Below are 13,288 nucleotides of genomic sequence, written 5' to 3' on the forward strand. Positions count from 1 at the left end.
GTGGGGGGTTTGTTTTTTTTTAAAATGCCGGGGGGGGGGGGGGGGGGGGGGGCCCCGGGGGGGGGGGGGGGGCCCGGCGGTGCCCCCGGGCGGCCCCCACGGCGCTCGCGCGTCCCTCGGCTACGGGTTGGTGTTGATGGTGAACGTGGACGTCGTGTTCTTGATGTTCTGGTAGTTGTCGCTCATCGTGAGGTTGTTGAAGGTGACGGAGCCGACCGCGGGACCCTGTCCCGCCTCCGGCATCTCGTTGGCCCACAGGCCGAAGCCCGACTTGGCGTCGTAGGCGTCACCACTGCGGTGGGCGCCGGTGATGGACACGTTGGTGAGGACCGTGTCCTTGATCGGGTTCTGGGGCTGACCGCCCACGTAGTTCGTCTGGAACATGATCCCGCTGTACGTCGGGTCCACGATGTCCACGTCGCTGATGCGGATGCCCTGGAAGACCTTCGAGGCGGAGAAGAGCCAGATGCCCGGGAAGGTCTGGCTGCCCCAGAAGTGCCCGCCGCAGCGGACGATGGAGATGTTCTGGAGGTTGGTCGGGTCGGTCCCGAAGCCGTTCATCGGGTAGCCGAAGTCCAGGGAGCTGATCGTGACGCCCGAGTAGACCAGCGTGTCCGCGACAAGGATGTTGCGGAAGGTGTTGGCGTAGCCGCCGTAGACGGCGATGCCCGCGGCGCGCCAGGTCAGCAGGGACGTCAGGTTCTCGTAGAGGTTGTTCTTCTCGTCCGCCCCGCCGGCGTCGATCGCCGAGAAGAGGGCGAAGCTGTCGTCACCGGTGGCACGGGCCTCGATGTTGTCGAGGTGGTTGTCCGTGCTGCCGTTGGTCATGTTGACGCCGTCGGCGAAGGTGTCGCGGATCCGGGAGTTCGTGATGGTGACGTTGTCGGTGTTGGCGCCCCAGTACAGGCAGACCGTGTGCTCGTTCCAGACGTTGTCGATGGTGATGTTGGCGACGCCTGCGAAGTCGAAGACCTTGCCGGGACCGTCGATCCGCGAGGTGTAGTTGCCGAAGAAGGAGAAGCCCGAGAAGGTCGAGCCGTTGGCGGTGGAGTCGGCGCGGAAGCCCGCGTCGGTGTTGGACTGGCTCGTCGGCGTGTGGAAGCGGGTGTACCAGGGGCCCGCGCCGATGATCTTGACGGACTTGCCGTAGACCTGGAACTTGCTGCCCGTCTCGTAGTCGCCCGGCGGCAGGTAGACGCCCTTCAGGGTGCCCGTGGTGTCCATCCGGGCCTTGTCCAGGGCGTTCTGGACGTCCTGGTGGGTGAACCCGGTCGGCGCGGTGTAGGCCGCGGGGTCGGGGTTGGCGATCGGCGCGACCTGCTCGGTGTTGACGAAGTCGATCGCGTACTGGCTGCCGTTGGCGGCGTCCTTCTGCAGCTTGATCTTCGCCCCGGCCTGCACGGTCGTGCCGAGCATCAGGTTGGCCTCGTCGTAGATGTGGCGGGGATTGCCGTCACCGGGGTTGTTGCCGGGGGCGGTCTCGCTGCCGTACAGCCACGCGTACTTGGAGGTGAGGTCGATGGCCTTGAGGAAGCTGCCGTTGACGTAGACGTTCAGGGTGGAGTTGATCCCGCCGCCGCCCGCGGCGTCGGGGATGGAGTAGCGGACGACCAGGGTGTTGGTGCTGGCCCTGGTGGTGAACTCCACCGAGCTGCCGGTGCTGTTCAGCGTGACGGCCTTGCGGCCGGACGCCTCACCGGCCAGGTCGCCGACGGTGCGGTTGGGGCCGACCACGGCGGCGCTCCCGCCGAGGACCCCGTCCTCCGCCTCGTACATGTCGTACGGCATGTTGGCGCCGCGACCGACGAAGAGCGACTGGGTGCTGGTGTTGTTCTGCTGCTTGACCGCCAGTTCGTTCGCGTCGGGCGCGATGACGGTCTTGACGGTGTACTTGCCGTTGGCGGCGGTCCAGGTGCCCAGCGAGACGGGGCTCGTGGTGGCGCCCGCCGCGATGGCGCCGCTGTAGGAGCCGGTCAGCGTCTTGACGACGGAGCCGGAGGTGGTGTCGGTGACCGTGAGGGTGATGCCGTGGGAGCCGCCGGCCGAGGCGACCGTGCCCTGGTTCTTGATCGCCACCGAGAAGGTGACGGTGTTGCCCTTGGCCGGGTTGCCGGGGGACCAGCCGGTGGGCGAGGCGATCAGGTCGGAGCTGTCGACCGGCCTGACGACCAGCGGGGTCGGGCTGTTGTAGGTGTTGTTGGTGTCGTTCTGCTCGATGACGTCCCCGGACTCGTCGACCTTGGCGCTCAGCGGGTAGCTGCCCGCGTCCCGTACGCCGATGTTCGCCGTCACCGTGGTCGAGGCGCTCGCGGCCAGCGTGCCGACCGCGGCGGTGCCGACCTTGGTGGTGCCCAGGTAGAAGGTGACGTTCGTGGCGCCCGAGGCGAGTTCGCCGATGTTGCGCACGGTCGCGGACAGGCTCACCGAGTCGGTCTCGACCGGTGCGCCGGGGGAGACGGACATGCCGGTGACGGTCAGGTCCGGGTTCGGCGCCGGGGTGCCGATCACCTGGAACTCCGCCACCTGGCCCGCGGCCGCCCCGCTGTTGGCGGTGAACTGCAGCCGCACGTCGGCGACCCGGGCGCCGACCGGGATGGTCACCGTGTTCCCGGAGGCCGGGTTGAAGGTGTAGTCGGCGGCCGCCTTGAGGCTGGTGAAGCCGCTCGCGCCCTGCTCCCGGCCGAGCACCTGGACGGTCTGGGTGCGGGTGCCCCAGGCGCTGTCGGGGTTGAGCTTGAGCACCAGCGAGGTGACGTCGGCGTTCGCCCCGAGGGAGACGGTCAGCGTGTTCGGGTAGCTGCCGCCGGCGCCCTCCCAGTAGGTGGTGACGCTGTTGTCGTTGGCGTTGGCCGGGACGAAGTTCTGGGTGCTGGACGATGCCGTGATCGGCTTGCCCACGGCCATGTTGGAGCCGGTGCCGCCCGAGCCGTTGCGGGTGACCGTGGCGCTGGCGACGCTGCGGTTGCCCGCCGCGTCCTTGGCCTTCACGTAGTAGGAGACGGTCGCGGTGTCGGGCTGGCTGTCGGTGTACGTGAGCGTGGTGCCCGACACCGTGGTGCGCAGGACCTCGTTGGCGTACACCTCGTAGCCGGTGACGCCGACGTTGTCGCCGGAGGCGGTCCAGGTCAGCTTGATCTGGCCGGAGCCGGGCTGGGTGAGGGTGAGGTTGCCGGGCTGGCTGGGCGCCTGCGTGTCGCCGCCGGAGCCCGTCCGGGTGACGGTGTTGCTGTTGCCGGAGACGTTGCCGGCCGCGTCCTTGGCGCGCACGAAGTAGCTGACGGTGGCGCTGTCGGGCTGGTTGTCGGTGAAGGTGAGCGTGCTGCCGGAGACGCTGGTGCGCAGCTCGCCGTTGGCGTAGACGTCGTAGCCGGTGACGCCGACGTTGTCACCGGCGGCGGTCCAGGTCAGCCGGATCTGGCCGGAGCCGGGCTCGGTGTAGGCCAGGCCGGTGGGCGCGTTCGGCGCGGTGGTGTCACCGGTGGCGGGACCGTAGACCTCCAGCTCCGACAGCTGCGCGGCGGCCCAGCCGGTGTTGCCCGTGACGTTGACGCGCAGGTAGCGGGTGGTCGTGCTGCTCAGGCTGATCGTGACGGTGTTGTTGTCGCCCGGGTTGAAGGTGTAGTCGCGGGACGCCACCAGGTCGCTGAAGGACGAGCCGTTGGTGCTGCCGCGCAGGGACAGCGTCTGCGTCCGTGCCTCCCACGAGGGCGGCAGCTTCAGCACCACCTTGGTGACCGCGACGGAGGACCCGAGGTCGGCCTGGATCCACTGCGGGAAGGCGTTGTTGGCGCTCTCCCAGTAGGTGGTCTGGTTGCCGTCGTTGGCGTTGCCGGCGACGTAGGGCGCGTTGCCGCTGCTCGCGGTCAGGGTGCGGCCCTGGGCGAGGTTGTCGGTGGAGACGGCGGAGCCGTGCACCTCGAGCTCGGAGACCTGGGCGGCGGGCCAGCCGGTGTTGGCGGTGATGTCCAGCCGTACGAACCGGGTGGTGGTGGCCGAGAAGTCGATGGTCACCGTGTTGCCGGAACCGGGGCCGAAGTTCCGCCCGGCCGAGCCGGACAGCGTGGAGAAGGTGGAGCCGTCGGGGCTGCCCTGGACCGCGAAGGTCTCGGTCCTGGACTCCCAGGCGGCGGGGAGTTTGACGACGACCTGGTCGATGCTGGTGCTGCTGCCCAGGTCGACCTGGACCCACTGCGGGAAGGAGCTGCCCGCGCTCTGCCAGTAGGTGTTCTGGTTGCCGTCGGTGATGTTGGCGACCCCGTACTCGGCGTGGGAACTGCTCGCGGTGGCCGGCGCCCCCGCGGCGAGGTTGGGGCCGCCGGCGGCAGCGGCGGGCAGCGCCGACTGGCCGAGCAGCACCAGGCCCGCCGCGATCACCCCCGCCAGCAGCCGCTGGATGAACCGTTTCCTTGGCATGTCGTCCCTGTGCCTCTCGTCAGAGTTGTTGGTGCCATGACATGTCACATGCGATACGGCTGCCACGCGGAGAAAATTGCATTGATTGCTTTGGTAATTGCGCGGCCCGAGCCGATAGTTGCAGAGGTGTTTCCGGGCGTCTATGCCCTCGACCGGGCTTTCATCTCACCTGGCGTGGGCTTGCGCTGGAGTGTCGTGCAGCCGACAGGTCGTTGCGGAAGCACCGCAAAAACTTGCGCGTCCTACTCCGTGGTGCGCAGCGCCTGGTACATCGACCAGAGGACGGAGACGAGCGGGACCGCCACCACCGCGCCGAGCACCCCGGCGGCGATGGCGCCGCCGATGACGGTGAGCGCGACGACCACCGGATGCAGGCGCACCGCCCAGCTCATCACGATCGGATGCAGCACGTGGCCCTCGATCTGGCCGATGACGACGATCAGGCAGACGACGACCGCCGCCACGACGGGCCCCTTCGCGGCCAGCGCCACCACGGCGGCGACCGCCAGCGCGATGGGCGAGCCGATCAGCGGCACGAAGGCGGCGAAGAACTCCAGCAGCGCCAGCGGCAGCGCGAGCGGCACCCCCAGCAGGAACAGCGCGACCCCCACCAGGATCGCGTTGGTCGCCGCCACCAGCACGATCCCGCGCGTGTAGCCGGTGAACGTCCGCCATGCGGCACGGCCGGCGACGGACACCCGGCCGCGCACCGTCCGCGGCAACTGACCGCAGAACCAGGACCACTGCCGGTCGCCCGAGTGCAGGAAGAACACCGAGCAGAACAGCGCCAGCGCGAAGACCGTCAGCACCTCCACCAGACGCCCGGCGCCGGTCAGCGCGGTGCTGATCAGGGCCGACCGGTGGGTGGACAGCCACTGCCCGACCTTCGACTGGAGGTCGTCGAGCGCCTTGGGGTCGAGCCGGAACGGCGGGGCCTCCAGCCACCGCTCGATCCGTGCCAGTCCCGCGCTGAACTCGCGCTGCAGCCCGGCCGTCTCGCCGGCGACCACCTCGCCGACCAGGGCCAGGATGCCGAACACGACCAGGATGCTGCCGATCAGCGATGCCGCCACGGCCAGCGAGCGCGGGATCACGCGGGCGAGCAGATCGGCCACCGGTCGCAGCATGGCGGTGCCGACCAGTCCGAGGAAGACCGCCACCGCGATCTCGTGGAACCGTCCCAGGGTGGCGAACGCGGCGTAGACGACGGCTCCCACGACGAGCAGCCGCCAGGAGTAGGCGGCGGCCGTGTTCAGCGCGGGGAACACCCGGACGCCGGGCCGCCTGGCGGGCCCGCGCACCTCCCGGCGCCCCGCGCGGATCCGGATCCGCCGTCCTTGGGACACCGTCCGCACCTTCCCGTCGAGCCCGCCGTGCGCCCGCGTCCTGCGCGCCTGTCCCTGCTTGCTACCACCGGCGGGGTCCCGGGCAACGCGGCGCGCGCCGCATTCGCCCGAAGGCACCCCCCCCGGGCCGGCGGTGGATCTCCGGGGGGCCTGACTGCTAAATTGGTCTAAACCAGTTAGTGGTCTCCCTCACCAGATCGGCGGTCCGAAGTGGAAGTCGTCATCGTCCCGGACGCCACCGCGGGCGGCGAACTCATCGCGGGTGCCATCGCGGACCTGCTGCGCCGCAAGCCCGACGCGCTGCTCGGCGTCGCCACCGGTTCGACCCCGCTCCCTGTCTACCGGGCGCTCGCCGGCCTGGCCCGCGAGGGCCGCGCCGACGTGTCGCGCGCCCGGATCTGCCAGCTGGACGAGTACGTCGGACTGCCCGCCGGGCACCCGGAGTCCTACCGCTCCGTGGTGCTGCGCGAGGTCGTCGAGCCCCTCGGCCTCGCCCAGGAATCGTTCATGGGACCCGACGGCACCGCCGAGGACATCGTCGAGGCGTGCGCGGCGTACGAGCGCACGCTCGCGGCGGCCGGCGGGGTCGACCTGCAGCTGCTCGGCATCGGCACCGACGGCCACATCGGCTTCAATGAGCCGTGCTCCTCGCTGGCCTCCCGGACCCGGATCAAGACGCTGACCGAGCAGACCCGCAAGGACAACGCGCGCTTCTTCGACCACCCCGACGACGTGCCGCACCACGTCGTCACCCAGGGCATCGGCACCATCCTGGAAGCCCGGCACCTCGTGCTGCTGGCCACGGGCGAGGCGAAGGCCGAGGCGGTCGCCCTGGCCGTCGAGGGCCCGCTGGCGGCGGTCGTCCCCGCCTCCGCGCTCCAGCTGCACCCGCACGCCACCGTCGTCGTCGACGAGGCGGCCGCGTCCAAGCTGAAGCTGACCGACTACTTCCGGGCCACCTACGCGGCGAAGCCGTCCTGGCAGGGTCTGTGATCCCCTTCGTTCAGGCGCGGGGCGCCGGGGCGGGCGGCAGGAACAGCGTGCCGCGCGCCCCGGCGCGGACGGTCCGCACCGCGACGAGCGCCCACGCCGCCACCAGGCCCGCGTACAGGACCAGCGCCGCCCCCTGGAAGGCCGTCGAGTGCAGCCGCAGCGCCAGCGCGCTCGTCCCGGTCACGCACGTGCCCAGCGGGAAGGTGAAGCTCCACCAGGTCAGGGTGAACGGCAGCCCGCGCCGCGCGGTGCGCAGGGTGAGCGCTGCCGCCAGGGCCAGCCACATCATGGCGAACCCCCAGGTGGGCACGCCGTAGAGGTAGCCGAAGACCTCGGCTCCGGTGGCGTAGGGGCGGGGCAGGGCGGTGGGCGCCGCGTGCCCCAGGAGATTGGCCGCCGTGACGGACTGCCCCAGCGGGCCGAGCACGATCCAAAGGGTCGGCACCATGGCCGCCGGGCCCGTCTTGTGGCGCACCAGCCGGCTCCAGATCTGCGGGATGATCACCAGGCTCGCGATCAGGCTCATCCCGAACATCGCGTAGCACGCCAGCAGCAGCGTCAGCCGCGCCTGCCCGGCGGGGAGGTGCGGGACGAGGGCGGCCCCGGTGGCGGCGGACACCATCGGCGGGACGACGGGCATCAGCCAGCCGCCGAACGCCGAGTCGTCCGCCACGCGGTGGTCGGTCATCGCGCGGTACGGGATCCACACCCAGGTCGCCAGGCCCAGCAGGGTGCCCGCCGACCAGAGCACCGCGTCCACCGCCAGGGCCGCGTGCGGCCCGATCCAGTCTGAGCCCAGCGCCAGCGTGCCCGCGCCCACGGTCAGCAGCGCCATCGCCGGGGCACCCCAGAAGTGCGCCATCACCGGGTGGCCTGCGTGCGCCCGCGCGCGGTCGCGGTACCGGGTCCAGTGCACCGCCCAGCCCGCGGAGAGCGCCACCAGCCAGGCGGCCGCCAGCGCCCACACGACCGTGGCGGCCGTCCGCAGTCCCGGTACGTGCGCCGGGAGCCCGGCCGTCGCCGTGGCGACGATGCCGGTGCCCATCACCGAGGCGAACCAGTTGGGGCCGAGGTCGCGGAAGAGCTGGGAGGGGTGGTCCAGCTCCCGCAGCAGCCCGGTGCGCGGGTGGGCGCCGGGCCGGGAGGGAAGGGCGAGCGTCGAAGGCATGTCCGTAGCGTCGCCCCGGCCGGGCACGACCGGTAGGGAGCACTTCCGGATGGGCTCATAGACTGGGCTTATGCCCCTGCCCGAGCGCGTGAGCGACCTGGCGGCGTACGACCTGCTGCTGTCGGTCGCGAGCCTCGGCAGCGTCGGCGCCGCCGCGCGGGCCCACGGCGTCAGCCAGCCGGCCGCGAGCTCCCGCCTCCGGCACCTCGAACGCCGGCTCGGTCTGCAACTGCTGGAACGGTCACCGCGCGGTTCGCGGCTCACCGAGCACGGCGCGCTCGTCGCGGACTGGGCGCGCACCGCCGTCGACGCCGCCGCCTCGCTGGACGCCGGGGTCACCTCGCTGCGCGGCACCGCGGAGAGCCGGCTGCAGGTGGCGGCGAGCATGACGGTCGCCGAGTACCTCCTGCCGCAGTGGCTGCTGATCCTGCGGGCGGGCGCCCCGCGCACCACGGTCGCGCTTACCGCGGGCAACTCCGAGGACGTGGCCGCGGCTGTCCTGGCCGGCGAGGTGCACCTCGGTTTCGTCGAGGGCCCGGACGTCCCACGCGGGCTGGTCGCCCAGCCGGTCGCGCACGACGAGCTGACCGTCGTCGTCGCCCCCTCCCACCGCTGGGCGCGCCGCCGGTCCGGCATCGGCGCCGCCGAACTCGCCGCGACACCCCTAATCAGCCGTGAACGCGGCTCCGGCACCCGCCGCTACCTCGAGCACGCCCTGGCAGAGGGGACGGGGCTCGCGCTCACCGATCCGCTCCTGGAACTCCCCTCCACCGCCGCCATCAAGACCGCCGTCGCCGACGGCCTCGCCCCGGCCGTCCTCAGCTCCCTCGCCCTCACCGCGGAACTCGCGAGCGGCAGCGTCGTCGCCGTCCCCGTGGCCGGACTCGACCTGACGCGGACGCTGCGCGTGGTGCGCTCCCGCGGGCGCGACCTGACCGGGCCGGCGCGGGAACTGGCAGGGATCGCCCGCCAGGGCGCGGTCAGTGCCCGTCAAGGGGTGGGAAGCGCAGATTCCGCAGGTCGGGCGGGACGGGGGACTTCGGCCGGTACAGCGGCGGGACCTCCCCGTCGGCGGCCGCGGCCGGGGCGTCACTGAGCCGGAAGCGGTCGCGCACCCGCCCGTAGAAGTCGGTCGGGCCCAGCCGGATCAACCGCAGCCGGTGCCGGGCCTTGTACACCCCGACCCAGTCGCCCGGATCGAGGACGCCCCTCAGCTGGCCGTCGATGCTGACCGCGACCCGGCCGGAGCGGGTCAGCACGCGGACCCCCAGGACCTCGTCCGGGGCCGCCACCAGGGTCCGGTCGAAGGCCATGTGCGGCGCGACGGGGGTGAACACGATCGCGTCCATGTGCGGGGAGACCACCGGGCCTCCTGCGGCGAAGCTGTAAGCGGTGGAACCCGTCGGGGTGGCCACGACGACCGCGTCCGCGGAGTAGGACGCGAACAGACGGCCCGCCAGGTACACCGCGAGACTGGCCTGCCGGTCCCGGGCGAGCTTCTCGAAGACCACGTCGTTGACGGCGTTGACGGCCATCGGCACGCCCCAGCCGACGTCCTCGGGGTCGCCGGGCCGCACCCGCGGCGGCGGTAGCGCGGGGCCGCGCCCGTACCGCAGCAGGGACTCGATGCCCTCGGGGATCTCCAGCGGCCGGGACGCCCGCAGCGTGAGCGTCATGCGGTCCTCGACGGTCGCCCGGCCCTCGTGCACGCAGTCGAGCGCCCGCTCCACGTCCTCGGTGCACACCTCGGTGAGGAAGCCGACCCGCCCCAGGTCCACGCCGAGCACGGCCGCCCCGCACGCGGCGGCCACCCGCGCGCCGCGCAGGAAGGTGCCGTCGCCGCCGAGGGTCACGATCAGGTCCGGGTAGCCGGCCGTGGCCGCCTCCTCCTGACCGCTGTGCCGGGGCCGGTCCTTGCGCCACACGTCGATCTCCACCGCGGGGACCTTGTGCCGCGCGCACCAGCGGTCGACCGCCGCGGCGGCCTCGCTCGCGTCCTGGCGCGCACCGTGCACGACCATACCGATCCGGCCCACTGGCATCACGGCCTCCCCGGCGGCGTCCGCTCCGGCGTCATGCCCCCATGGTCCGCCTCCCCGGAACGCGCGTCGCGTCGGAGCACGGCCGCACCGCCGCCGTGCGGCGGCACCCTGGGCGGAGTACGGTTCCGCTGTTCCACAGCTGCAGGGAGGACGAACGTGGAGACCAAGCCCGAGCCGGGTGTCCTCGCCCAGGTGGCGGATCTGATCGGCCGTACGCCCGTCGGGCAGCGCGGAGCGCTGTGGCGGCTCGGCGCGGACCGCCGCCAGCTCGACGCCAACGTCATCCGCCTTCCGGCGGGCACCGAGGTCCGGCCGCACGTCGAGGCCGACCTGGACGTCCTGCTGTACGTCGTCGACGGCGGCGGGCACCTTTCGGGCGACGACGGCGGACGCCAGACGACCCTGGCGCCCGGCGCCCTCGCCTGGCTGCCCCGCGGCACCTGCCGGGCGCTGTACGCCGGCGCCGTGGGACTGACCTACCTCACGGTGCACGCCCGCCGCCCCGGCCTCACCATCGCCGGCCCCGCTCCCGCCCCCGCGCCGGAAGCGGGCGAAGCGGCCTGCCTGCTGCACCGCGTCTGCGCGGACTGCGGCCGCCTGGCCGGCGAGAGCGACGCCCTGTACTGCTCCCGCTGCGGCACGGCACTGCCGCCCCGCTGAGCCCCGCGCGGGGCGCCCCGGCGGGGGCGGTCGTCCGCTGATGTTCGCCGCCGGTCGGCACGTGCCGTGCGGCCCATGACCCGGCCGCCGAGCGGGGCGGGTCGTCGTACGGGCGGAGACCGACCGACGGGCCTGCACCGCCCTCGGGCCGTCAGCCACCTGGACGCCGTGCGGGACCGGCGTCGGTTGGGACGCCGGGCAGGTGCGGTGCCCGCTCAGAAGGCGGCCTGCAGGGGCTGCTCGGCCCAGATCGTCTTGCCCTCGCGCGTGTAGCGGGCGCCCCAGCGTTCGCTGAGCTGCGCGACCAGGAACAGCCCGCGCCCGCCCTCGTCCGTCGTCCGCGCCCTGCGCAGGTGCGGGGAGGTGCTGCTGGTGTCGGAGACCTCGCAGATGAGGTGGCTGTCGCGGATCAGCCGCAGTGTGATGGGCCCGCCCGCGTAGCGGTACGCGTTGGTGACCAGCTCGCTGACGATCAGTTCGGTCACGAAGGCCGCCTCCTGCAGTCCCCACGTGGCGAGCTGGGACTCCACCAGCGTGCGGGCCCGTCCGGCGGCGGTGGCGTCCGGCGGGAGGTCCCAGGTGGCGACCTGTTCCGGCGCGAGGACGCGGGTCCGGGCGACGAGGAGGGCCACGTCGTCGGCGGCCTCGGTGGAGCGGCGTGCCTTGAGGAGGGTGTCCTCGACGGCGCTGCAGGTCTCCTCCAGGGAGCTGGACGGCGCCGTGAGCGCCCCGCACAGCATCGCGAGGCTGTCGTCGAGGTCGCGGCAGCGGGTGCACAGCAGGCCGTCGGTGTAGAGCGCCAGGATGCTGCCCTCGGCCAGTTCGATCTCGGCGGTCTCGAAGGGGAGGCCGCCGAGGCCCAGCGGCGGGCCCGGGGGGATGTTGACCAGGCTCGCCCGTCCCTCCGGGGTGACGGCCACGGGGGGCGGATGGCCGGCCCGGGCGAGCGAGCAGCGCCGGGAGACCGGGTCGTAGACGGCGTAGAGGCAGGTCGCTCCGACGACCGGTGGGGCGTTCTCGTGGCTCTCGCGCTGTTCCGAGGCGAGCCGGTCCACGAGGTCGTCGAGGTGCGACAGCACCTCGTCCGGGGTGGGGTCCAGGTGGGCCAGGGTGTGGACGGCGGTGCGCAGCCGGCCCATGGTGGCCGCCGCGTGCAGACCGCGGCCGACGACGTCGCCCACCACCAGGGCGATGCGGAGCCCCGAGAGCGGGATGACGTCGAACCAGTCGCCGCCGACCCCGGTGGCGGTGTTGGCGGGCAGGTAGCGGTGGGCCACCTCGGCGGCGGGGTGCCAGGGTACGTCCCCGGGGAGCAGGCTGTGCTGGAGGGTGAGGGCCGCCTGGTGCTGCTGGGTGTAGCGGCGGGCGTTGTCGATGCTCAGGGCCGCGCGGGCGGCGAACTCCTCGGCGAGGGTGAGGTCGTCGGCTTCGAAGGGCTCGCGGCCGCGGGTCCGCCAGAGGCTGATCAGCCCGAGCACGAGCCCGCGGGCCAGCAGCGGCACCACCATCAGGGAGTGCGCGCCGACCTCGCGGGCGGCCCTGGCCCGTACGGGGTCGTCGTCGAGCCAGGCGAGGGCCCGGTCCATGTCCGACTCGAAGACCGGGCGGCCCTCGCTCAGCGACCGCGCCTGCGTCGACCCCGGAGGGATGCGGATGGTGTGTCCCACCGGGTACATGATCTTCTGGGTGTCCGGGAAGACCGACTGGACCGCCGCGCGGCAGACCGTACGGAACGAGTCCTGGGCGGGCTCGTCACCCTGGGGCACGGCCTCCAGCAGGTCGACGGAGGCGCTGTCGGCCAGCCCGGGTACGGCCACCTCGGCCAGTTCGCGGGCGGTGCGGCCGACGTCCAGCGTGGTGCCGATCCGGGCCCCGGCCTCGCTGAGCAGGGCCAGCCTGCGGCGGGCCTGGTAGCGTTCCGTGACGTCCTCGACGGTCTGGGTCACCCCGAGGACGTGCCCGTTGTCGTCCTGCATCCGGAACGCCGAGACGGACACGTACAGTTCGCGCTGCGGGTCGCGGCGCAGCCGGCAGGGCTGCTCGGAGAAGATCGAGGACCGGCCCGTCTCGAGCACCCGCCGCAACTGGTGGTCCACGGCGTCGGCGTCCGGTCCGAAGAGGAAGTCCCCCGTGCGCAGGCCATGGTGCTTGTCCGCGGGGACCCCGCTGAACTTGGTGATCGCCCGGTTCACCCGCAGGAAGGTCAGGTCGGGGGCGTAGACCGCCAGCCCGATGGGGGAACGGCGGAACAACCCTTCCAGCACCCACCGGTCCGTCTCCCACCGGACGACCTCGGCGGCGGGTGCCGCGACCACGTACCACTCGCGGCGCCGGCCCTCCCGCGCGATGGCGCGGATCCGGCAGCCGACCTCCACCCGCCGTCCGTCCCGGTGCAGCACGGGCACGATCCCGAACCAGCCGCCCGCCCGGACGCAGGCCGCGGTGGCGGTCAGGACCAGCTCCAGGTCGCCGGGGTGGAGCAGGAGTTCGGGAGCCGACCGGCCCAGGACGTCCTGGGCCCGGTGGCCGAGCAGCGTCTCGGCGCGGGTGCTCCACCCCACCACGGACGCGTGGTCGTCCAGCACCACCGAGGCCGCGGCGTGCACCGAGAACGGGTCCTCCGGTGACTCGCTGAACGTCTTGGCCGGGTTGTCCATCGCTATCAC

General features: G+C 72.6%; 8 protein-coding genes. 3 read left to right on the plus strand and 5 right to left on the minus strand.

Annotated features, from left to right (window positions below):
- Positions 1 to 120: 120 nt before the first annotated feature.
- Both ACFV3E_RS42905 and ACFV3E_RS42910 read right to left on the minus strand, forming a co-directional pair.
- Positions 121 to 4,413 carry a discoidin domain-containing protein gene (locus tag ACFV3E_RS42905; RefSeq protein ID WP_500541430.1) on the minus strand — a complete coding sequence of 1,431 codons (4,293 nt, stop codon included), beginning with the start codon at positions 4,411 to 4,413 and terminating at the stop codon, positions 121 to 123.
- Between the two features lie 242 nt (positions 4,414 to 4,655).
- Positions 4,656 to 5,714, minus strand: coding sequence for an AI-2E family transporter (locus tag ACFV3E_RS42910; RefSeq protein WP_500541479.1), 1,059 nt, complete (start codon positions 5,712 to 5,714; stop codon positions 4,656 to 4,658).
- Positions 5,715 to 5,969: 255 nt separating this feature from the next.
- Between ACFV3E_RS42910 and nagB the strand changes: the two genes are divergently transcribed.
- A complete protein-coding gene (nagB, locus tag ACFV3E_RS42915; RefSeq protein WP_500541432.1) occupies positions 5,970 to 6,752 on the plus strand; it encodes a glucosamine-6-phosphate deaminase in 783 nt (260 codons plus the stop codon).
- A 10-nt stretch (positions 6,753 to 6,762) separates the two neighbouring features.
- On the opposite strand, the gene ACFV3E_RS42920 is transcribed toward nagB, so the two are convergent.
- Positions 6,763 to 7,920 carry a TDT family transporter gene (locus ACFV3E_RS42920; RefSeq protein ID WP_500541434.1) on the minus strand — a complete coding sequence of 386 codons (1,158 nt, stop codon included), beginning with the start codon at positions 7,918 to 7,920 and terminating at the stop codon, positions 6,763 to 6,765.
- A 70-nt stretch (positions 7,921 to 7,990) separates the two neighbouring features.
- Here ACFV3E_RS42920 and ACFV3E_RS42925 point away from each other — a divergent pair, with 70 nt between their 5' ends.
- Positions 7,991 to 9,016: a LysR family transcriptional regulator gene (locus tag ACFV3E_RS42925; RefSeq protein WP_500541436.1), complete on the plus strand. Its 1,026-nt coding sequence runs from the start codon at positions 7,991 to 7,993 to the stop codon at positions 9,014 to 9,016.
- Here ACFV3E_RS42925 and ACFV3E_RS42930 read toward each other — a convergent pair.
- Positions 8,901 to 9,962 (minus strand): NAD(+)/NADH kinase, encoded by a 1,062-nt coding sequence (locus tag ACFV3E_RS42930; RefSeq protein ID WP_500541438.1) that lies wholly within the window; start codon positions 9,960 to 9,962, stop codon positions 8,901 to 8,903. The two genes, ACFV3E_RS42925 and ACFV3E_RS42930, sit on opposite strands and share 116 nt — an antisense overlap.
- Before the next feature lie 156 nt (positions 9,963 to 10,118).
- On the opposite strand from ACFV3E_RS42930, the gene ACFV3E_RS42935 reads away from it, so the two are divergent.
- The gene (locus ACFV3E_RS42935; RefSeq protein ID WP_500541440.1) at positions 10,119 to 10,622 is read left to right on the plus strand and encodes a cupin domain-containing protein; all 504 of its coding nucleotides are present in this window, start codon (positions 10,119 to 10,121) and stop codon (positions 10,620 to 10,622) included.
- Positions 10,623 to 10,837: 215 nt separating this feature from the next.
- Here ACFV3E_RS42935 and ACFV3E_RS42940 read toward each other — a convergent pair whose 3' ends face one another.
- Positions 10,838 to 13,279 carry a SpoIIE family protein phosphatase gene (locus tag ACFV3E_RS42940; protein WP_500541442.1) on the minus strand — a complete coding sequence of 814 codons (2,442 nt, stop codon included), beginning with the start codon at positions 13,277 to 13,279 and terminating at the stop codon, positions 10,838 to 10,840.
- Positions 13,280 to 13,288 lie beyond the last annotated feature (9 nt).

Source organism: Streptomyces sp. NPDC059718 (assembly GCF_042733315.1).
Classification (GTDB): Bacteria; Actinomycetota; Actinomycetes; order Streptomycetales; family Streptomycetaceae; genus Actinacidiphila.